The 20,973-nt window shown below is 60.3% G+C and carries 16 protein-coding genes; 11 read left to right on the top strand and 5 right to left on the bottom strand.

Going from position 1 to position 20,973, the window contains the following annotated elements; translation table 11 throughout:
• Positions 1–48 precede the first annotated feature (48 nt).
• The 4 genes from KUV86_RS19745 to KUV86_RS19730 all read left to right on the top strand — a co-directional run bounded on the left by KUV86_RS19745 (position 49) and on the right by KUV86_RS19730 (position 6,081).
• On the top strand, positions 49–546 hold the full coding sequence (locus KUV86_RS19745) for a hypothetical protein (RefSeq protein WP_222486375.1): 498 nt from the start codon (positions 49–51) through the stop codon (positions 544–546).
• 24 nt (positions 547–570) lie between these two features.
• Positions 571–2,976 carry an ATP-binding protein gene (locus tag KUV86_RS19740; RefSeq protein ID WP_222486373.1) on the top strand — a complete coding sequence of 802 codons (2,406 nt, stop codon included), beginning with the start codon at positions 571–573 and terminating at the stop codon, positions 2,974–2,976.
• 447 nt (positions 2,977–3,423) lie between these two features.
• Complete coding sequence (locus KUV86_RS19735; protein WP_224908940.1) at positions 3,424–3,837, top strand: molybdopterin-dependent oxidoreductase; 414 nt, start codon at positions 3,424–3,426, stop codon at positions 3,835–3,837.
• A gap of 6 nt (positions 3,838–3,843) precedes the next feature.
• Positions 3,844–6,081, top strand: a complete 2,238-nt coding sequence (locus KUV86_RS19730) for an ATP-binding protein (protein WP_222486371.1) — start codon at positions 3,844–3,846, stop codon at positions 6,079–6,081.
• Positions 6,082–6,201: 120 nt separating this feature from the next.
• Here the strand turns inward: KUV86_RS19730 and KUV86_RS19725 are convergent, their stop codons facing one another.
• Both KUV86_RS19725 and KUV86_RS19720 read right to left on the bottom strand, forming a co-directional pair.
• The gene (locus KUV86_RS19725) at positions 6,202–7,470 is read right to left on the bottom strand and encodes a threonine ammonia-lyase (RefSeq protein ID WP_222486369.1); all 1,269 of its coding nucleotides are present in this window, start codon (positions 7,468–7,470) and stop codon (positions 6,202–6,204) included.
• Between the two features lie 299 nt (positions 7,471–7,769).
• The gene (locus KUV86_RS19720; RefSeq protein ID WP_224908941.1) at positions 7,770–8,456 is read right to left on the bottom strand and encodes a gamma-glutamylcyclotransferase; all 687 of its coding nucleotides are present in this window, start codon (positions 8,454–8,456) and stop codon (positions 7,770–7,772) included.
• A 268-nt stretch (positions 8,457–8,724) separates the two neighbouring features.
• On the opposite strand from KUV86_RS19720, the gene KUV86_RS19715 reads away from it, so the two are divergent.
• Positions 8,725–9,165, top strand: coding sequence for a YtoQ family protein (locus KUV86_RS19715; RefSeq protein ID WP_222486367.1), 441 nt, complete (start codon positions 8,725–8,727; stop codon positions 9,163–9,165).
• A 146-nt stretch (positions 9,166–9,311) separates the two neighbouring features.
• Here the strand turns inward: KUV86_RS19715 and trxA are convergent, their stop codons facing one another.
• Entirely contained in the window at positions 9,312–9,635 is a 324-nt protein-coding gene (trxA, locus tag KUV86_RS19710; protein ID WP_206944838.1) for a thioredoxin, read from the bottom strand.
• A gap of 365 nt (positions 9,636–10,000) precedes the next feature.
• Between trxA and cysB the strand changes: the two genes are divergently transcribed.
• Entirely contained in the window at positions 10,001–10,972 is a 972-nt protein-coding gene (cysB, locus tag KUV86_RS19705) for an HTH-type transcriptional regulator CysB (protein WP_206944837.1), read from the top strand.
• Between the two features lie 91 nt (positions 10,973–11,063).
• Here the strand turns inward: cysB and KUV86_RS19700 are convergent, their stop codons facing one another.
• The gene (locus KUV86_RS19700) at positions 11,064–11,807 is read right to left on the bottom strand and encodes a phosphoadenylyl-sulfate reductase (RefSeq protein WP_206944836.1); all 744 of its coding nucleotides are present in this window, start codon (positions 11,805–11,807) and stop codon (positions 11,064–11,066) included.
• A gap of 134 nt (positions 11,808–11,941) precedes the next feature.
• Positions 11,942–13,312: an aminodeoxychorismate synthase component I gene (pabB, locus tag KUV86_RS19695; RefSeq protein WP_222486365.1), complete on the bottom strand. Its 1,371-nt coding sequence runs from the start codon at positions 13,310–13,312 to the stop codon at positions 11,942–11,944.
• Between the two features lie 220 nt (positions 13,313–13,532).
• Here pabB and KUV86_RS19690 point away from each other — a divergent pair, with 220 nt between their 5' ends.
• The 5 genes from KUV86_RS19690 to prpF all read left to right on the top strand — a co-directional run bounded on the left by KUV86_RS19690 (position 13,533) and on the right by prpF (position 20,335).
• Entirely contained in the window at positions 13,533–14,270 is a 738-nt protein-coding gene (locus tag KUV86_RS19690) for a GntR family transcriptional regulator (RefSeq protein WP_222486364.1), read from the top strand.
• Between the two features lie 38 nt (positions 14,271–14,308).
• A complete protein-coding gene (gene prpB / locus KUV86_RS19685) occupies positions 14,309–15,202 on the top strand; it encodes a methylisocitrate lyase (RefSeq protein WP_206944833.1) in 894 nt (297 codons plus the stop codon).
• A 103-nt stretch (positions 15,203–15,305) separates the two neighbouring features.
• Entirely contained in the window at positions 15,306–16,433 is a 1,128-nt protein-coding gene (gene prpC, locus KUV86_RS19680) for a 2-methylcitrate synthase (RefSeq protein ID WP_222486335.1), read from the top strand.
• 111 nt (positions 16,434–16,544) lie between these two features.
• Positions 16,545–19,136 carry a Fe/S-dependent 2-methylisocitrate dehydratase AcnD gene (acnD, locus tag KUV86_RS19675; RefSeq protein ID WP_222486337.1) on the top strand — a complete coding sequence of 864 codons (2,592 nt, stop codon included), beginning with the start codon at positions 16,545–16,547 and terminating at the stop codon, positions 19,134–19,136.
• Positions 19,137–19,138: 2 nt separating this feature from the next.
• A complete protein-coding gene (prpF, locus tag KUV86_RS19670) occupies positions 19,139–20,335 on the top strand; it encodes a 2-methylaconitate cis-trans isomerase PrpF (protein ID WP_222486361.1) in 1,197 nt (398 codons plus the stop codon).
• Positions 20,336–20,973: the final 638 nt, after the last annotated feature.

The following is a 20,973-nucleotide window of genomic DNA, read 5'->3' as shown; positions in this document are numbered from 1 at the left end:
GATAAGCCGGAAACGCCTCCGAGTATCAAACTCGGCAAAGGGGGAAATGTGCGATATCGCTGGCATCTTGCGGTTCTTGGGCTGACCCTGGTGTCTTCCCTGGCGATGGCGCTTGAGCCGCCTGCTGGCAAACCCTTGCTGAAGGTATCCGGCGATATTGGTATCACCAACGTGGGTGATCAGGCATGGTTTGATCGCGATATGCTGCTTGCGCTGGATCAAGGGCAAATCAGCACCCACCTTCCCTGGTACGACGGAGCATCGGTCTACGACGGTCCACTGCTGATGGCCTTGTTGCAGGCAGTAGACGCTCGCGGCATGGAACTGCGGGTCGCGGCACTGAATGATTTTGCGGCGACCATTCCCGTGGAAGACGCGAGGGATTTCGGCATTGTCTTGGCGATGTCTCGCGATGGCAATGCGCTCGAGGTCCGCCATCAAGGCCCTCTGTTCGTCATCTATCCCTTTGATGAGCGGCCCCATCTCTATAACGCGGTATACCTGACGCGCTCGGTCTGGCAAGTGGAGTCCATCGATGTGCGTTGACGTCTGGCGGCCAAGGGCCGAGTCATGCTGAGCTTGCCCTATCGCTCGCGGGTAGCCGCGGCGGCCACCGTGATGTTCTTCGTGGCCGCGTTGGTCGCGGGCGGTTTGACCTTTGATCGCCAGCAGGAACTTCAGCACCGAATCCTGGATACCGTCACCTGGAATCTCTATCAATTCGACCGCATGGTGCGAGAGATGCGCATCCTGGTGGCCGAAGCGCCGGCTGATGCCATAGATGAGCTGGCGCTGGATTTCGAGATTCTGCAGGGGCGCAATGACCTGTTACGACAAGGGCAAACCCGCGCCTTCCTGCGTCAGACCCAGGCCTCTCAAGCGCTCTACCTGCAGAGTGAACAGCTGATTGATGAGCTGGATGTGCGGGTGGGTGATCTCGTGGCCGGGGCGCCGCTGGATAAAGCGGCAAGAGCATCACTGCGTCAGACACTGACGCAGCTGCAGTCTTCAAGTCTCGACATGTTGCTGCAGCATAAGGCTAGCGTGGCTGAGATCCGCACCCGTGACACGCAGTCGTTACTGCGCCTCTATGGCGTGGTGCTGGCCTGTATCGTGTTGATCATGGGGGCTGGCACCGTACTGGTTCTGGCTCTGATGCGTGAAGGGCGTGCGCATACGCTCAAGGCCGAGCTGCTTCAGGCGCAGTCTCGCGCATTGAAGGATGCGGTGGAAAGAGCCGAGAGCGCCAGTCGCGCCAAGACCGACTTCATGGCGATCATGAGTCACGAGATGCGCACACCGTTGAGTGGCGTCATGGGAATGGCTGACCTGCTGCGGGACGAATCCCTGAGTGAACAGGGCAAGCGCCACATCGAAGGCCTCGAGGCCAGTGCGACCGGGCTGAAAAGCGTCATCAACGATGTGCTTGATTTCACTCGTCTGGAAAGCGGGCGCATCGACGTAGAGCAAGAACCCTTTGCCCTGCGGGGGATGCTCGAGCAGGCGACGCTTGGGTATCGTTCACGCCATCAGAGCGACGTACAGTTCTTGATGCGACTGGCCCCTGACCTGCCGGATTGGGTGCTTGGCGATCTGCATCGGCTGCGCCAGGTCTTGCAGAACCTGCTCAACAATGCGTTCAAGTTCACGCGCCAGGGCTTCGTGATGCTGCGCGTCAGCCGCGCTCAGGATGAGAGAATTTCGTTTGTGGTCTATGACACGGGATGCGGCATCTCAAAGCAGGATGTGGACCGCGTCTTCGAGCCCTTCGAGCAGTCTGACTCGGTCATGGCCCGACGCCACGATGGGGCCGGCCTGGGGCTTCCCATCGCCCGTAATCTGGTTCGCGCCATGGGCGGAGACCTCAAGCTGGACAGCCAGCTGGGTAGTGGTTCCCGCTTCTGGTTTGAGCTGCCTTTACCTGCCTGCGACGAAGTGGCACTGAAGGACGAGCCCTCAGGCAGCTCTGCGGCAGATGCCTTGGCACCGCATCATGTCCTGGTGGTGGATGACAATCCCCTGAATAGCGAGCTGGTGGCCAGCATGCTGGCCCGGCTGGGGCAGTCCTGCGAGCGGGCCGCCAATGGCGAGGAAGCCCTGCAGGTCTTGGCAGAACGCGAGTTTGATCTGGTCTTGATGGATTTGCAGATGCCGGTAATGGACGGATGGGAGACGACCCGGCGGTGGCGTGACAAGGAACGCTCTGGGCGTGGTGTTGATGGCGATGAGGACTACCGCCTGCCGATCATTGCGGTGACGGCCAACGTGCTGCCTGAGCATCGCAGGGCGAGCCTGGAGGCGGGCATGGACGACTTGATCGGCAAGCCCTTTACGCGCCACGACCTTGCCTGCGTGCTGGAGCGCTATCCTTCACGGGTCTACCCCTCCCTGGACGGCAAGGGCGCCGTCCAACAGGGTGTTGTTCACAAGCCCGCTGATGGCTCTTTCCAAAAAGCCGTTGGTGGCTCTTTTCACAACCCCGCTGATGGCTCTTTCCCAAAAGCCGCTGATGGCTCTTTCCACAAACCCGCTGAGGGCTCTTTCCACAAACCCGCTGAGGGCTCTTTCCACAAACCCGCTGAGGGCTCTCTCCACAGCCCCGCTGATGGCTCTGCCAACCGTCCAGCAGTGATCGCCTCAACCACCCTTCAGGAGTTGCGTTCGATGGTCTCCGCGGATGCTTTGGAGCGCATGGTGCGTGGCTATCTCGCGCGCTTTCCGGCCCGCATTGCGCGTATGTCTCAAGCCCGTGAGGAAGGTGACCTGACGGTGCTGGTGTCCGAGGCCAGCGAGTTACAGCATGCATCCCGTACCCTGGGGTGTCTCGCCGTGGCCGAGGTTGCGCAGCGACTTCTGGACTGCGTTGGGGAGCAGCGGCTGGAGGCGGTCGCGTCCTTGATCCGCGAGCTGGAAGAGATGGGCACCCAGACAGGCCTGGCCTGGCGACACGCAGGAGTGTTCGACAGCTTGCGCTAGACAAGGTCGGCCGCGTGCTTGGCCGACTGACGCCCACGGCACTGCTTTCACTGTTTTGCAGCGTTGTTGCTTCGTCTGCGGCTGGCGCAGGCTCTTTGGTTGGCGCAGGGCTCTGCGATTGGCTCAGGGCTGTGTGATTGGCTCAGGGCTGTGTGACGGGTTCGCGGTCTGCGAATCTCTTTGCCGATCAGGACGACGAAAGCCTGTCCGTGGCCGGTTTTGCTGCGCTCAGGGTTGACCCAGAGTTTCCCTTGAAGCAGCACTGGCAGTAGCATATCGCTGATACGGCAAAGTTTCGTAGGGAAACTCGGTGTTCAGCGGAGACATACTATGCAGCGGCAGCAGGGATGGTGCAGCAAAGCAGTACTGACATGGCGACTCATACCTCTGGTGATGTTGCTGCTGGCGACAGTCCCTGCGCTGGCTTTGGAGTCTCCACAGGAACGTGTGATTCTTACGCTGTCGGGTCAGCTTACGTCTCCCAATGTCGGCGAAGAAGCCCATTTCGATGCTCGCATGCTGGAGTCCTTGCCCCAGCACGACGTGACGACAGGCAATCCCTGGATAGATGGTCAGTCGCGGTTCTCTGGTCCTCTGCTGCGCGATGTGCTCGCTGCTGCTGGTGCCGAAGGCAGTGAGCTGCGTGTGATCGCGATCAAGGACTACGAGTCGTTGATTCCGGTAGAAGATGTCGAACAGCATGACGTGATTCTGGCCATGCGCCGAGATGGCGAGCCCATGCGGATTCGCGACAAGGGCCCGTTGTTTGTTGTGTACCCCTTCGATGATGAGCCTGAGCTCAAGACCAATATCTATTTCAGCCGTTCCGTCTGGCAAGTCGCTCGAATCGAGGTGCGCTGATTGGTCATGCCACAGCTTCTGCGCATCAAGGCGCCCGCCGTAGCCGCCATCGTCTTTATCGTCGCCGTGGTGATCACGGGCGGCTTGATCTATGACCGCAGTAACGCGCTTCACCATCGCGATATCGATACGGTCACCTGGACGCTCTACCAATACGATCGTGCGCTGAGGGATCTGCGGCTGGCGTTGTGGCAGCGGGGCGACACCGAGGTGGAGGAGACCCTGCTTGAGTTCGAACTGCTCTACGGACGCTTCGTCTTCCTGCTCGAAGGTCAGGCGGCGAATTTTCTGGCTGATCATGCGGCGGCAGGCGACCTGATCAGCGAGATAGAGGACATCATGCAGTCCCTGGACGATCGCTTTGTCGCGATCGCCGACGGCCAGGTCACCTACGACGAGCCCTTGAGGCGCACCCTGAACAACCGCTTGGCCGAAGCTCAGGAGCTGAGTCGCCGGCTGATGCTGCAGCATGGCAGAGTGTCCGCCGAAGAACGTAGCAGCGACATGCAGGTGCTTGGGCAGCTGTACGTGGCGATGCTGGTCGCTGTTCTGCTATCCCTGTTGGCCGGTGGTGTACTGATCTGGGCACTGGTCAAGGAGGCTCGCCAGCATCGGCAGAAGACGCAGTTGCTGGAAGCCCAGTCTGAAGCGTTGCGCGAAGCCTACCATCGCATGGAGGTGGCAAACCGTGCGAAGTCCGACTTCATGGCAATCATGAGTCATGAGATCCGCACGCCCCTCAACGGAGTGCTGGGCATGGCGGACTTGCTGCACGATGAAGCACTCAGTGAGCAGGGGCGTCGGCAAATCGAAGGGTTGCGGGACAGTGCTGCTGGGCTGCGATCAGTTATTAACGATGTACTGGACTATACCCGCATCGAGGCAGGTCATCTGGCCGTCGAGCGCCAGCCCTTCCACCTGACCAGAATGCTCGACCAGTTGGCCACGGGATATCAAACCCAGAGCAGTAGCGGTGTCCAGTTTCTTATGCGGGCGGCCCCGAAGCTTCCGGCCTGGGTGGATGGTGATGTGCACCGGCTTCGCCAGGTGTTGATGAACTTGCTCAACAATGCCTTCAAGTTCACCGAGAGTGGCTTCGTCATGCTGAGGGTTGCTGACAAGGGCGATGACGTGCTGACCTTCATGGTCTATGACACCGGCTGCGGGATCGCCGAGGAAGATCAGCAACGTATCTTCGAGCCCTTTGCGCAGACCGACTCCGCATTGTCACGGCGCCACGAAGGGGCGGGCTTGGGCTTGGCCATCTGCTCTCAGCTGGTGGCGGCCATGGGCGGAGAGCTCAATGTGGAAAGCCAGCCTGGGTCAGGCAGCCGCTTCTGGTTCGATCTCAGCCTGCCGGTGGTAGAGGGTGTGGAAGAGGTGGCTGGCTCTACCTCCCAGCAGGCCCTGTCCTGTCGTCACATCCTGGTGGTTGAGGACAATGCTCTAAATCGGGAGCTGGTGGCAGCAATGTTGACGCGGCTGGGCCAGACCTGCGAGCTGGTGGGCAATGGTCAGCAAGCGTTGGAAGTGCTGATGCAGCGTGATTTTGACCTGGTGCTGATGGACATGCAGATGCCGGTGATGGATGGGTTGGAGACGACCCGTCGCTGGCGCGCCCACGAGCAGTCTCAGGCTGAGCAGGGGCGTCGGGTCCGGCGGCTGCCGGTCATTGCGGTCACCGCCAACGTGATGCCCGAGCACCATCGTGCCTGCCTGGATGCGGGGATGGATGATGTCATCGGAAAGCCATTCTCCCGAAGAGAGCTGGCCGAGATGCTGCGTCAGTACGGTCAGTCAGACAGCGCTGACGTCGATGCTGCTGAAGCGGCAGGCGGTGAGGCTCTTACGCCGACGGTCGTGGCCCCGATGCTGGAAACCCAGATCAGCGTGGACGAGACCTTGCTGTCGGGCGATGCCGTAGAGGAGCTGCGTCAGGTGCTCTCACCGCAGGCCCTAAGTCGCATGATCGCCAGCTATCTGCAGCGCTTTCCAGGCCGGCTGGGAGAGATGCGTGACGCACTGGCGCAGCGTGACCACGGGCAGCTGGCGCAGCTGGCCCACGATATCAAGGGGATCTCTGCCTCGCTGGGATGTCAGGCGGTCGAGGCTCAGGCTGCCCGTGTCGAACAGCTGGCGCAGGCGGGGCAGGTCACCGAACTGGCTGTCCAGCTCGACGTGCTGGCCCAGCTGGGGCCCGCGACAGGCAATGCACTGCGCACCGCGGGGCTGTTGCGAGAGTGATGCTGGCAGAGAAATGTTAGGGGGGCCCCAGTGGCGATTCACCTGGCGATTTACCTAGCGATTCACGTCGTGATGCCACTGGGGCCATGCGCCTGACTCAGCACTCGCAGTGCTGCGTGCTCAGCGCTGGGAGGTATCCTTTGGCTCGCCAGCGCTGGCGTAGCGTTCATCGGGGTGGACTTCGTTGGCGGGCATCACCGGGTCGTAGCCTTCGCGGCGAAGCGCTGCCAGGACGTCGCGGGTGTGCTCACTGCCGAGGGTTTCCAGGGTGGCCTCCACTTCTGTCGCTCGCAGGGAAAGGTCGGTAAAGGTGCGCTGGTGGGTGATGCTGATGACATTGGCGCGCTGCTCAGCCAGCAGCTGCGTGAGCTCCGACAAGGAACCCGGGACATCCGATATGCCGACCCGCACGCGCACGATCCTGCCGGACCTGACCAGTCCTCGTTGAATCACAGACGATAGCGCCTGCATGTCGATATTGCCGCCGCACAGTATCAGTCCTACCTTGCGACCACGGAAACGCTCGGGTTGGCTCAGCACCGCGGCAAGTCCTGCGGCACCAGCGCCCTCTGCCACCGTCTTCTCGATTTCCAGCAGCATCAGGATGGCGCGCTCGATATCCGCTTCATCGACCAGCAGGATGTCACCGACGTGCTGTCGGATCAGCTCCCGCGTGATCTGGCCGGGCTGCTTCACCGCAATGCCTTCTGCAATGGTGGCACGCCCGCAGTGAATCGGCTCGCCGGCCAGGGCCTGCTGCATGGCAGGGAATCGTGCGGTCTGCACGCCAAGAAGATCGATGGAGGGGTTAAGTCCCTTGGCCGCGACGGCGTTGCCTGCCATAAGCCCACCACCGCCGATGGGAATGACCAGCGCCTCGAGCGACGGCTCGTCCTCCAGCATTTCGAGTGCGATAGTGCCCTGGCCTGCCATCACCTTCTCATCGTCGTAGGGATGGACGAAGACATAGTCATGTTCGGCGGCCAGGCGCGCCGCGTAGGCACCTGCCTCGTCAACGCCATCTCCCTGCAGATGGACCTCGGCCCCCAGAGCACGGGTATTGCTGACCTTCAGGTTTGGGGTGTGGCGCGGCATGACAATGACGGCGTGGATGCCCAGTTGTGAAGCGTGATAAGCCACGGCCTGGGCATGATTGCCGGCTGACATGGCGATGACGCCACGTTTGCGCTCCGCTTCGGTCAGGGCGAGCAGGTGGTTGAGCGCACCGCGTTCCTTGAAGGCAGCGGTGAACTGGTGATTCTCGAACTTGATATACAGCTCGCAACCGGTCAGTCGCGACAGGGTGGCAGAGTGCAGCAACGGGGTGCGCACGATGTGGCTACCAATGGCGTCAGCGGCGTGTCTGACGTCTTCAAGAGTGACGCTCATCTGGGATCTCCAGCGAGTAAAGGGCAGAAGCGGCCTGTCGGCTGTCGGCTGTCGGCTGTTGGCTGACAGGGCTCGGGCTGCTGTAAAGCGCAGTGTCGATCAGATCACCGCGAGCGGTCCATGCGGTCAAGGCACGGTGTACTGCCAACGATCATCGAAAGAAGCCATGTAAGACAGGTCATCGAAGACAGGTCTGCGGCATCCGATCAGCGATAACAGGTCGAGACCTACGCTTCGAGAGCAGTTTTTCGAGAACGGTTTTCGGAGAACAGTGTGCGGAGAACAGGGCAGGGCGGCGCTCACTCAAGACAAGACGACTGAGGGGCCGCCTGGCGCATTCGCTGGCGTAACCGCTGTGCCAGTTGGAAGACGTGGGCATCGTCGCCGCCAAGACCGTTCAGCGCATCCGCGAGGTTCAGCAGATAATCGCTGTTGGGGCCGCTGGGTCCGTGGGATCGGGCGATCTGCTGAACGATGTGATCGACCGGTGCATCACCAAGGTATGCCGGGTTGTCACTACTGGCGATATACACCAAGCCCGTTGCTGTCTGAGGTGTGGCCGAGACCTGGTGCTGGTTCCGAGGCTGATTGCCATTCGTCCCATGGTCGATGAAGTGCAGGGTGACACTGGCTCGCAGATAGCCATTCTTCTCGCGCAAATCCAGTGGGCTGAGCGCTTCGGGGCCGATCAGGTAGGCCATGCCCAGGCATGATGCGCCTTCCTCACGCACCAGGGTGGCGACCCTCCCGGGCGCGTCTGGTGTCCCCCGATGATCGTGGGATCCTTGCCAGAAGCGTCGGCTGTAGCCATGAATGAGGGCGGGACGACGCTTGCGATAAGCGATGTCGGCCTTCCAGATGAGCGAACCGTAGCCAAACAGCCAGAAGGTGTCCTGGCTGGCGAAGTGGCCCTGACGACGATTGATCTCGCGCGTATCTGCCGAGGACATCGGTGCTGCGTTGTCAGTGGGGTCCGTGTCTTGCATCTAGGTTCCTTGTCGCCGTCTCTCATCGGTGCTGGCCATGAAGAAGGCAGTGTCAGCGGTCGGCACGTGGTTGTGTGGTTCAGACCACCAGGTATCATGGCTGAGCCAGAGGGCGCTCCATGTCCCGTCATCACCACCCGAATAAAATTAACAGCTGGCCGGCTCAGAGAGAAGAGGGGCCGCGCCGTGCTCGCGAGGCCTGCCTCGGATGAGGCGGTGAGTGTGCTTCTTGAAACAGCCGGTCTCACCCTACAAAGGAAACGATGCAATGAGCTTTACCGTCTACCTGTCTGGAGAGATACATACCGATTGGCGTGAAGAGATCAAGCTGGGCGCCCGGGAGGCGGGGCTCGACGTCGTCTTCACCCAGCCGGTGACCGACCATGATGCCAGTGATGCAGCTGGTGATATGCTCGGCGTGCCTGGGAATGGCTTTTGGCGGGACCATCAGTCATCGCGGGTCAATGCGATTCGCACCAGAACCCTGATCGGCGAGAGCGACCTGGTCATCGTGCGCTTTGGTGACAAGTACAAGCAATGGAATGCGGCCTTCGACGCGGGGTACTGTGCGGCGCTTGGCAAACCCTATGTCACCCTGCACGCAGAAGAGATCGTGCACCCTCTCAAGGAGGTCGACGCTGACGCTCAGGCTTGGGCGACCACCACTGGTCAGGTGGTGGAGATCCTGCGCTACGTGCTGCGCAAGTAAGCGCGCGAGTGGCCTGGCAGCATGCCGGGATGAAGGCCTAAAAGCATCGAACCCGACGCCTGTTCACAGGCGTCGGGTTCGATGTGTCAGCACTGACTCGTCCTATGTAGGCGGTGCCGTGCCGAGCGCTCGTCAGGTCATGCTGCTCAGGCGTTCTGTTCGATGAACTGGGTCAGCTGAGACTTCGACTGAGCGCCCACCAAGGAAGCAACCTTGGCGCCTGACTTGAACAGCATGACGGTGGGCACACCGCGCACGCCCTGCTCGGCGGCGATCTCAGGGGCGTCGTCCACATTGATGCTGACCACCTTGAGGGCGCCGTCACGCTCTTCGGCGACTTCATCGACCACCGGTGCCATCACCTTGCACGGACCGCACCAGGGAGCCCAGAACTTCAGCAATACCGGGGAATCGGCCTGCAGAACTTCCTGCTCGAAGTTGGCATTGGTGACATCGACATTGTTAGCCATGTGTTTCTCCATATATGTTGCGCTTCATCGAGCGGAATGGGGGACATGTCCGCCATGTCCGGTGGCACGATGGTAGCGGTCGGCCAATACGCTGGCAAATATTGGGTCGATAGTTTCTTAGTCAGCTTACGAACCGCTGCAATCGATCTCATTATGCTATAAAGTAATCACCGCAAGGTTCTTTATGGCGCTTTGGCATGTGCCGGGCCGCGGCGGCCCCTCTTACGAACGAGTCCGTTGCCATGGCAACTATTGTACGTAAAAGGCATTTACGCCATGCCGAACATGGCTGATACCTCCATTGAGCGCCTTGCTGCATCTCTCTTGCACCAATCCGACGACTTCGGACGAGGTAAGCTCCGGCCATGAAATTACAGCAGCTGCGCTACATCTGGGAGGTTTCCCGCCACAACCTCAATGTATCGGCGACCGCCCAGAGTCTGTTCACCTCCCAGCCAGGGATCTCGAAGCAGATCCGCCTGCTCGAGGACGAGCTGGGGGTGGAGATTTTCGCGCGCAGTGGCAAGCACCTTACCCGAGTCACCCCGGCCGGCGAAGCGATCATCGAGCTGGCCGGTCAGGTGCTGCGGTTGACGGCCAATATCAAGGATGTGGCTCAGGAACATTCGGATGAGCGACGTGGAAGCCTGGCCATTGCCACTACGCACACCCAAGCCAGGTATTGTCTGCCCCCCGTGATTCAGTCGTTCACCCAGCGATATCCTGACGTGGCCTTGCACATGCAGCAGGGGACGCCCAAGCAGATCGCTCAGATGGTGAGTGAAGGGCAGTCGGACTTTGCCATCGCCACCGAATCTCTTGAACTCTTCAATGATCTGGTGCTGTTGCCCTGCTACCGCTGGAATCGCTGTGTGCTGGTGCCGCGCGATCATCCGTTGGCGGGGGTAGAGCGACTGGGCCTGGATGAGCTGGCCGAACACCCCCTGGTGACCTACGTTTTTGGCTTTACCGGTCGGTCTCAGCTCGACGATGCCTTCAGGGCTCGGGGCCTGTCGCCCAATGTGGTGCTGACGGCCGCTGATGCCGATGTGATCAAGACCTATGTGCGACTTGGCCTCGGCGTGGGCATCGTGGCGCACATGGCGGTGGATGAAGAGCTGGATCATGATCTGGTGGCGCTAGATGCCAGCCATCTGTTTGACAGTTCCACCACCAAGATCGGCATTCGTCGAGGAACCTTCATGCGTGGCTACATGTACGACTTCCTGAAACAGTTTGCCGACCACCTTGATCGAGATCTGGTGGATGCGGCGCTGGCGGCAGGGCCCCGGCATGAGCACACCCTGTTCGAGGGTATCGAGCTGCCAGTACGCTGAGGTAAGCAGCAGAAGCGTAGCCGCAAGACACCAAAAAGCGCCCCGAAGGGCGCTTTTTTTGGTTCAGCTCGACGCTCGTGCCGGTGGATGCTTAATCCTTGGCGGCCACCGGAGGCAGGTTGAGGACATGCAGACCGCACTCCTTGCCGCCCTGGTCTTCCCACCACCAGCGCCCTTCACGTTCGTGCTGACCGGGAAGGATGGGCCTGGTGCAGGGCGCGCAACCAATGCTGACGTAGCCCTGCTCATGCAGACGGTTGTAAGGCACATCGAAGGAGCGGATGTAGTTCCAGACGTCTTCACTGGACCAGTGGGTCAATGGATTGATCTTGTACAGCGGTGATGACTCACTGCCGAAGGTGGTATCGCGTTCGGCGATCTGCAGCTGGGAGCGGGTGCCTGGGCTTTGGTCGCGACGCTGCCCGGTGACCCAGACGGGGAGTCCGGCCAGGCGTTCACGCAATGGCGCTACCTTGCGAATGCCGCAGCACTGCTGGTGGCCATCCTGATAGAAGCTGAACAGGCCCTTCTCGCGAACCAGGTCCTGAACTGCCTGCTGATCAGGAAAGCGGATGTCTATCTCGATGGCGTAGTGCTCGCGCACCCGCTCGATAAACTCGTAGGTTTCCGCATGCAGCCGTCCGGTATCCAGGCAGAAGACGTGCACCTTATCCTTGGGCGCTACCTTGAGGGCCAGGTCGATCAGCACCACGTCTTCGGCACCGGAGAAGGAGACTGTCAGCTGGCCGAAGGCCTCATAGGCGGCTTTCAGGATGTTCTTGGGCGTCGCCTGGTCATGTTCCAGGACGAAGGCATTGGGGTCAAAGGGCGTCACGGCGACCTCCAGTGTGTGTTTTGCCGCTACCCTACCAAAAGGCGCTAGTCCGGCCCCAATATCGATTGGTTCGGTTCTTATATAGCGTTTATCGATTAGCGATAAGGGTTCTTATTCCCATTGGTTTGGGCGGGTCAGTCCTGATGGCTGCTATCGCCCAGGGCTGACATCAGGTGTCGAATCTTGTCCCGGGTCTCAGTGTACTCAGCGTCTGCCTCGGAATCGGCCACTAGGCCACCGCCTCCCCAGATATGCAGGTGCTTGTCATCGGCCACCACCGTGCGAATCGCGATGGACGTGTCCATATGGCCACGAACATCGACATAGCCGAGGCTGCCGCAGTAGGCACTGCGTCTGTCTGGCTCCAGTTCGTCGATGATCTGCATGGCGCGAATCTTGGGCGCCCCGGTGATGGATCCCCCAGGGAACGCTGCCTCCATCAGGGTCAGCGGTGGCGTGTGTGGCGGCAGCTTTCCACTCACGATGCTGACCAGGTGATGCACGTTGGCGTAGCTTTCCAGACCGCACAGTTGGGGAACGTTCACACTGCCGGTTTCGCAGACTCGCCCCAGGTCATTGCGTAGCAGGTCCACGATCATGACGTTCTCGGCTTGGTCCTTGACGCTTTGCCGTAGTTCGTCAGCGAGGGCCAAGTCTTCGGCCGGCGACTGCCCACGAGGACGAGTGCCCTTGATGGGTCGTGCTTCCACGGTACCTTCCCGGCATTCGATAAAGCGCTCTGGAGACACCGACAGGAGACCTTGTTCAGCGTGACGGCCTTGCCACGACATGAATCCGGAAAAGGGCGTTGGGGTCGCCGCTCGAAGGCGCCGGTAGGCTCCCCATAGATCGCCCTGGTAGCGTGCCGAGTAGCGCTGGGCAAGATTGATCTGGTAGCAGTCTCCTGCCCGAATGTAGTGCTGAACACGCTCAAAGCGGTCGCGGTAGGACGCTTCGTCGAGGTTGGAGGTGAAGCGGGATGTCAGTGTGAAGTGACTGTCTTCGGCAGGCTCGAGCAGCCAGGCGAGGACCTGCTGACGTCGCGCCGCGTCGGCAACGAGATAGCTGCGTTGTTGCTCGTGGTCCTGAATCAGGGCCCAGTCGTAAAGGCCCAGTCGTGCCAGGGGAAGTCGGGTGCTTGCGCGTGCCGGGCCTTTGACTCCGGCGATAAGGCGACCCAGGTCATAGCTCCAATAGCCGATCAAGCCTCCGAGAAAGGGCAGCTCGGAGAACAGGTCTGTCTTCGGCAATCGGTCCAGCAGGCGTTGCTGAGCGGCGAAGGGAGAGCCCGTCACAAGGTTGCCTTCCGCATCCCACGCCTTGCCCAGCGGATCGATCTCCAGTTGATCGAGCGGATCACTGGTCAAGATATCGAACCTCCCGCCGGGAGCCTTGGGCCTGCCGCTGTCCAGCAGCACAGCACCAGGTCTCGCGCGGAGTGACTCGAAATAGCCGAGTGGCGTGGGCTGATAGGGCATTGGCGTGATGTCTAGCTGGGCGTTCATGCGGGGCCTCGGGTAGTGCAGGCTGCGTATTCTACGGCCAACGCAAACACTTGTCGTTGTTGCCACGGGCGTTGCCTCAACGCTGCATTTGTCATCGTGCTGACACCTTGGGTTGTATTGTCTACAACCAATGGCTAAGGTTGTGGTCCTTACCGGGCATTGACCCAGTCTTTGGCCTGTCTTACATTCCTGTTATCCATTTATTGTCGACAATCAAGCCATGACCAGCGCTGAACACGAGATAGTGGTACCCCCCGAAGTCAGGACCCTGGCAGAGCGTGTTTTCCACCAGCTGCAGGACGCCATCGTCCGTGGTGAGCTGGCGCCTGGCAGCAAGATCACCGAGCCGGGCCTGTCGAAGACCTATGGCATATCCCGTGGTCCACTGCGAGAAGCCATGCGCCGCCTTGAAGCGCACCGCTTGATCGAGCGCGTGCCCCACGTCGGGGCGCGGGTGGTCAAGCTGTCGATGAAGGAGCTGATGGAGCTTTTCGATGTACGCGAGGCGCTCGAGAGCATGGCGGCGAGAATCGCGGCCGAGCATATGACGGCCAGCGAGATAGCCGGGCTGAGAGAGGTTCTGGCCGTGCACGAGAAGCAGGCGGACCTAGCCAGTGGTGAAGCCTATTACCAGCGCGAGGGCGATCTGGATTTTCACTACCGCATCGTGCTCGGTAGTCACAATCGGATGCTCATGGCGTTGCTGTGCGATGACCTCTACTACCTGGTGCGCATGTATCGCACTCAGTTCAGTGCCAGCGGTGCCAGACCGCAGAAGGCGTTTGTCGAACACCACCGTATCGTCGACGCCATTGAGGCAGGGGACGCCGAGCTTGCCGAGCTGCTGATGCGACGTCATGTCAGCGCTTCCCGCGAGAACGTCATGGCCCGCTATGCCGCCTCTCTCGAAGGCCGTGATGAGCCCGATGTGGTCATCGGTACTGACCTCGGTAGCTGATGGCCTATTTTTCGACCCCACCATGATTGGAGACTTGCATGACATCCCCTAGCTCAATGACGCCGGGCGCTCGCTTCCGCGCAGCCCTTGCCGCCCATACGCCGTTACCCATCGTCGGCACCATCAATGCCTACACCGCGATGCTGGCCGAACGTGCAGGCCACCAGGCGATTTACCTGTCTGGCGGAGGGGTTGCCAATGCGTCCTTCGGTCTGCCTGATCTGGGCATGACCACCATGAATGATGTGGTGGAAGATGCCCACCGTATCTGCGGTGCCAGTGACCTGCCACTGCTGGTGGATATCGATACTGGCTGGGGTGGGGCCTTCAACATCGCGCGCACGGTCAAGGAAATGCAGCGTGCAGGCGTGGCTGCCGTGCACCTGGAAGACCAGGTGGCGCAGAAGCGCTGTGGCCACCGTCCCAACAAGGCCATCGTCTCCCAGCAGGAGATGGTGGATCGCGTCAAGGCGGCGGCGGACGCCCGCATCGATCCGGATTTCTACCTGATCGCGCGTACCGATGCCTTTCAGAAAGAGGGGCTGGATGCTGCCATCGAGCGCGCCAATGCGTGCATCGAGGCAGGCGCTGACGCCATCTTCGCTGAAGCCGTGCATACCCTGGATGACTACCGCGCGTTTTGTGCTCGGGTTGATGCACCGATTCTCGCCAATATCACAGAGTTCGGAGCGACCCCGCTGTTCAGTCAGCAGGAGTTGGCCGAAGTGGGCTGTCGTCTGGTCCTGTATCCGCTTTCAGCCTTCCGGGCGATGAACGCAGCAGCGCTTCAGGTATATCAGAGTATTCAAAGCAACGGTCACCAGCGCGATGTGGTGGACATGATGCAGACCCGTGAAGAGCTCTACGATGTGCTGGGCTACCACGAGTTCGAACGCAAGCTGGATGCGCTGTTCGCCGAGGGCAAGGACTGACATCCCATCGGCTCGCCAGATGATGCGGTGACGCGCTTTCGCGCTCAATCACGCTTGATCATTTTTTATAACAACGTCCAACGATGACATAAGGAGCTACGCCATGGCTGACAAACCGATCGGAGGCGCAGGGTTGCGCGGTCAAAGTGCTGGTGCCACGGCATTGTGCACGGTGGGACAGAGTGGGTCGGGGCTGACCTATCGCGGCTACGATATCAAGGAGCTCGCAGACAAGGCCCGCTTCGAGGAGGTCGCCTACCTGCTGTTGAAGGGAAAGCTGCCCAACCAGCGTGAACTTGACGACTACATTGCCAAGCTCAAGAGCTTGCGGGGTCTGCCCGATGCCTTAAAGACCGTACTGGAGCAGATCCCGGCGGATGCCCACCCCATGGACGTCATGCGTACCGGCGCATCCATGCTCGGCAATCTCGAGACGGAAGCCGATTTCGACCAGCAGCAGGATGTCGCCGACCGTCTGCTGGCGGCGCTGCCATCCATCATCTGCTACTGGTACCGCTTCAGCCATGATGGAGTGCGTATCGAGACCGAGACAGACGATGCGTCCATCGGCGGTCACTTCCTGCACTTGCTGCGCGATGCGCCCGCGTCAGAGCTGCATGCCAGAGTAATGAACGTCTCGCTGATCCTTTACGCAGAGCACGAGTTCAACGCCTCCACCTTTACTGCGCGGGTCTGTGCCTCGACCTTGTCCGACATGCACTCCTGCGTGACCGGGGCGATTGGTTCGTTGCGCGGTCCCTTGCATGGCGGTGCCAACGAGGCAGCCATGGCGATGATCGAGAACTGGCGGAGCCCGGAAGAGGCCGAGCAGGAAATCCTCGGCATGCTGGAGCGCAAGGAAAAGATCATGGGGTTCGGCCACGCCATCTACCGCGAGTCCGATCCCCGCAATGCCATCATCAAGGAGTGGTCCAAGAAGCTCTCGGAGGACGTGGGTGACAGCTTCCTGTATCCGGTGTCGGAGCGGGTTGAAGCGGTCATGTGGCGTGAGAAGAAGCTGTTCTGCAACGCCGATTTTTTCCATGCCAGCGCCTACCACTTCATGGACATTCCGACCAAGCTGTTTACACCGATCTTCGTGTGCTCGCGGGTGACAGGCTGGTGCGCTCACGTGTTTGAACAGCGTGACAATAACCGCATCATTCGTCCCAGCGCCGACTACACCGGGCCTGCACACTCTGACTGGGTGCCGATCGAGCAGCGCGATTGACGCAACACTCGCATATCGGCCAGCAGCGGCAGGCACTCTGCCTGCCGCTTCTTCTAACAACATGTGTCATCGAGCCGCATTCGATGGTGCAAGCGACCGTGAACTCCTGCCATGAATACCGATTTCCGAAAGCCGCTCCCCGGCACTGAGCTGGACTACTTTGACACCCGGGAAGCGGTGAATGCCATCGCCGACGGCGCCTATGAGCGTTTGCCTTACACCTCCCGAGTGCTGGCGGAAAACCTGGTCAGGCGCTGTCCTCCGGAGGATCTCAGGGCATCTCTGTCACAGCTCATCGAACGCAAGCGAGATCTGGACTTCCCTTGGTTCCCGGCGCGTGTCGTGTGTCATGACATCCTGGGTCAGACTGCCCTGGTAGACCTGGCAGGGTTGCGCGACGCCATCGCCGAAAAGGGCGGTGACCCGGCGAAGGTCAACCCTGTGGTGCCGACCCAACTGATCGTCGATCACTCGCTGGCGGTGGAGCATCCGGGGTTCGAGGAGGGTGCCTTCGAAAAGAACCGCGCTGTCGAGGATCGGCGCAACGAGGACCGCTTCCACTTTATCAACTGGACCCGTGAAGCCTTCGAGAACGTCGACGTCATTCCCCCGGGCAACGGCATCATGCACCAGATCAATCTGGAGAAGATGTCGCCGGTGATTCAGGCGCGGGAGGGCGTTGCCTTCCCGGATACGTTGGTCGGCACCGACAGTCATACGCCCCATGTAGACGCACTGGGCGTCATTGCCGTCGGCGTGGGCGGCCTGGAGGCCGAGAGCGTGATGCTGGGTCGAGCCTCTTACATGCGTCTACCGGATATCGTCGGGGTAGAGCTTAGCGGCAAGCCACAGCCGGGTATCACGGCGACAGACATTGTGCTGGCCCTGACCGAATACCTGCGGTCGGAGCGGGTGGTATCCAGCTATCTGGAATTTTTCGGTGAAGGCGCCGCGCACCTGACCTTGGGTGACCGGGCTACGATCTCCAACATGACACCGGAATATGGTGCCACCGCGGCCATGTTCTACATCGATGACCAGACGCTGGACTATCTGAGGTTGACCGGACGGGAGCCTGAACAGGTCGCCCTGGTCGAAACCTATGCCAAGGAAGCGGGGCTGTGGGCGGACAGTCTGGTCGATGCCCAGTACGAACGCGTGCTGCACTTTGACCTGTCCACGGTCGAGCGCACTCTGGCCGGTCCGTCGAGTCCCCATAACCGGGTGTCCACCCGTGAGCTGGAAGCGCGGGGGATTGTGGCGCCCTATGAAGAGACGCCTGGCCAAATGCCGGATGGGGCGGTCATCATTGCCGCCATCACGAGCTGTACCAACACCTCGAACCCACGCAACGTGATCGCGGCGGGTCTGCTCGCCAAGCGCGCCAATGAGCTGGGCCTGACGCGTAAGCCATGGGTCAAGACATCGCTGGCGCCTGGATCCAAGGCCGTACAGCTCTATCTGGAAGAATCCAGCCTGCTGAGTGAGCTGGAGCAGCTTGGTTTCGGCATCGTCGGCTTTGCCTGTACCACCTGCAACGGCATGAGCGGTGCACTGGATCCCGAGATTCAGCGAGAAGTGGTCGAGCGTGACCTGTACGCAACGGCCGTGCTGTCAGGCAATCGTAACTTCGATGGCAGGATACATCCCTATGCCAAGCAGGCATTCCTTGCCTCGCCGCCTCTTGTGGTCGCCTACGCCATCGCGGGCAGTGTGCGATTTGATATTGAAAAAGGCGTGCTGGGTCATGACTCCGAGGGCAAACCCATCACCTTGAAGGAGCTATGGCCAGCGGATGAAGAGATCGACGCGATCATTGCCGAGAGCGTCAAGCCGGAACACTTCCGCGATGTCTACATTCCGATGTTCGACACCACGTTTGACAGGTCCAAGGAGATCAGCCCGCTGTATGACTGGCGTGAGATGAGCACCTACATTCGCCGTCCTCCTTATTGGGAAGGCGCGCTGGCAGCCGAGCGGTCCCTGACGGGGCTGAGGGCGCTTGCAGTATTGGGTGACAACATCACGACCGATCACCTGTCGCCGTCAAACGCCATCCTGCCCACCAGTGCCGCTGGCGAATACCTCGCCAAGATGGGCTTGCCGGAAGAAGACTTCAACTCCTATGCGACCCATCGAGGAGACCATCTCACCGCCCAGCGCGCGACCTTTGCCAACCCCAAGCTGGTGAACGAAATGGCGGTGGTCGACGGTGAGGTCAAGCAGGGATCGCTGACTCGGCTCGAGCCTGAAGGCGAGGTGATGCGGATGTGGGAAGCGATTGAGACCTACATGTCGAGAAAGCAGCCGCTGATCGTGATTGCTGGCGCCGACTATGGGCAGGGGTCCTCTCGAGACTGGGCAGCCAAAGGGGTGAGGCTGGCCGGCGTCGAGGTGATCGTGGCAGAAGGGTTCGAGCGTATTCACCGCACCAACTTGATCGGCATGGGAGTGCTCCCCCTGGAGTTCCTGCCGGGAACGACGCGCAAGACACTGGGAATCGATGGCAGCGAGACCTTTGATGTCAGCGGTGATATCCAGCCCGGTGCCCGCTTGACGCTCAAGATTACGCGAGGGAATGGAGAGGTCGAGGACGTTGCTGTCACCTGTCGTATCGATACCTTCGAAGAGCTGTCGATCTACAGTGCTGGCGGTGTCTTGCAGCGGTTTGCTCAGGATTTTCTTGAGTCGGAGGTAGCGTGACCATGGCGAACCTGCCGCAGCTTCGTATTCCCGCTGTTTACATGCGTGGTGGTACCAGCAAAGGAACGTTTTTCCGCCAGGACGACCTTCCTGAATCTGCACGTCGCCCTGGGCAAAGCCGAGACGCTTTGTTGATGCGTGTGGTTGGTAGCCCGGATCCCTACGGCAAGCACACTGATGGCATGGGGGGCGCCACCTCAAGCACCAGCAAGGTTGTCATCGTCAGTACCAGCGAATCACCAGATCATGACGTCGACTACCTGTTCGGCCAGGTGTCCATCGACAAGCCGTTCGTCGACTGGAGCGGCAATTGTGGCAACCTTTCGTCAGCCGTCGGCCCCTTCGCCATCGAGAGTGGAATGATTGCGCCCGAGCGCATTCCCCATGATGGTGAGGTCGAGGTGCGAATCTGGCAGGCCAATATTGGCAAGACGATCGTCTCTCGTGTGCCGGTGCGCAACGGCCGGGTACAGGAAACCGGCGAGTTCGTACTGGACGGCGTCGCCTTTCCCGCCGCTGAGATTCACCTCGCCTTCAAGGATCCCGCCGATGGGGAGGGCAGCATGTTTCCCACGGGGCACGTCGTCGACGAGCTCAGCGTGCCTGACGATATCGTGGCCGGAGGGAGGATCGACGCTACCCTGATCAACGCAGGCATCCCGACGATCTTTGTCGATGCCGCGGATCTCGGTTACCGGGGAGACGAGCTCCAGGAAGACATCAATGAGGATCCTGCTGCGCTAGCCCGGCTTGAAGCGTTGCGTGCCCATGGTGCGCTCAAGATGGGGCTTATCAACCGGCTAGAGGACGCGGCGAATCGGCAGCACACGCCTAAGCTTGCGTTCGTTGCCCCTCCCAGGAGCTACGCGGCGTCCAGCGGTAAGTCGATAGAGGCCGGCGATATCGACCTTCTGGTCAGGGCGATGTCGATGGGTAAGCTGCACCACGCCATGATGGGAACCGCTGCCGTCGCTATTGGTGTGGCTGCCGCCGTGCCTGGCACCTTGGTCAACCGCGCTGCCGGAGGCGGCAAGGAGCGAGCCTCGGTTGTCTTTGGTCATCCCTCCGGCACGCTGCGGGTAGGGGCAGGCGTCAGGCAGCAGGAGAATGAGTGGGTCGCCGAGGAGGCCACCATGAGTCGTAGCGCACGCATCCTGATGGAAGGTCTGGTGCGCGTGCCTCAGGACGGCATCGAGTAGGTTGTAGCGGCTAGTTTTCGCCAGCGTTCAGCCATCGTGAAGAAGGCTCGGACAGCGCCTGACATTTTTTAAAAAAATCCCTTGCCAAGCCGGTAGTAGATCCGTAGAGTACGCATCCGCTGCCGGCGACGAGCAAACGTCACAGGCGGTGAAGAGTGGTAAAAGTAGTTGATTTGAAAAGGCTTTTTTAGCTTCTCGGAAAAATCACTGCTTGACGAGCAACGAGAAATCGGTAAAATGCTCGCCACTTGATCGGAATCGCCGACAGGGCATCAAAGGATGCGCTGAGGCACGCTTCGCTCTCTTTTGAAGTTTGCGAGCATCGCTTGCAGGACGCAAAAGAAAGCGCTTGACGAAACGCTTCGATTCTGTAGAATACGCCTTCCTCGCAGGGCGCTGGGCAAAGCGCTCGGTAACAGCGAGGCGCTCATTGAGCTCACTAGAGTCAAGAGCACGCTCTTTAAAAATTGATCAGGTAATTCATGTGGGCGCTTGCCGATGAGTCAGTGACAATGTCACTGAAATATCAAGGCAAGCGACTCGTCAAACGAGACGTTTGAACCTTGAGCCAAGTTTGGTCCGCTTAACGGACTATCAGACTTTAAACTGAAGAGTTTGATCATGGCTCAGATTGAACG

It is taken from the genome of Halomonas sp. DP8Y7-3 (assembly GCF_019801675.1).
Classification (GTDB): Bacteria; Pseudomonadota; Gammaproteobacteria; order Pseudomonadales; family Halomonadaceae; genus Halomonas; species Halomonas litopenaei_A.
This window is presented reverse-complemented; position numbering and strand designations above follow the sequence as displayed.

Excerpts from the sequence above, each read along its gene's own strand:
- KUV86_RS19740 (WP_222486373.1), top strand. The coding sequence starts at position 571 with ATGCTGAGCTTGCCCTATCGCTCGCGGGTAGCCGCGGCGGCCACCGTG.
- KUV86_RS19730 (WP_222486371.1), top strand. The coding sequence starts at position 3,844 with ATGCCACAGCTTCTGCGCATCAAGGCGCCCGCCGTAGCCGCCATCGTC.
- KUV86_RS19725 (WP_222486369.1), bottom strand. The coding sequence starts at position 7,470 with ATGAGCGTCACTCTTGAAGACGTCAGACACGCCGCTGACGCCATTGGT.
- KUV86_RS19720 (WP_224908941.1), bottom strand. The coding sequence starts at position 8,456 with ATGCAAGACACGGACCCCACTGACAACGCAGCACCGATGTCCTCGGCA.
- KUV86_RS19715 (WP_222486367.1), top strand. The coding sequence starts at position 8,725 with ATGAGCTTTACCGTCTACCTGTCTGGAGAGATACATACCGATTGGCGT.
- trxA (WP_206944838.1), bottom strand. The coding sequence starts at position 9,635 with ATGGCTAACAATGTCGATGTCACCAATGCCAACTTCGAGCAGGAAGTT.
- cysB (WP_206944837.1), top strand. The coding sequence starts at position 10,001 with ATGAAATTACAGCAGCTGCGCTACATCTGGGAGGTTTCCCGCCACAAC.
- pabB (WP_222486365.1), bottom strand. The coding sequence starts at position 13,312 with ATGAACGCCCAGCTAGACATCACGCCAATGCCCTATCAGCCCACGCCA.
- KUV86_RS19690 (WP_222486364.1), top strand. The coding sequence starts at position 13,533 with ATGACCAGCGCTGAACACGAGATAGTGGTACCCCCCGAAGTCAGGACC.
- prpB (WP_206944833.1), top strand. The coding sequence starts at position 14,309 with ATGACATCCCCTAGCTCAATGACGCCGGGCGCTCGCTTCCGCGCAGCC.
- prpC (WP_222486335.1), top strand. The coding sequence starts at position 15,306 with ATGGCTGACAAACCGATCGGAGGCGCAGGGTTGCGCGGTCAAAGTGCT.
- acnD (WP_222486337.1), top strand. The coding sequence starts at position 16,545 with ATGAATACCGATTTCCGAAAGCCGCTCCCCGGCACTGAGCTGGACTAC.
- prpF (WP_222486361.1), top strand. The coding sequence starts at position 19,139 with ATGGCGAACCTGCCGCAGCTTCGTATTCCCGCTGTTTACATGCGTGGT.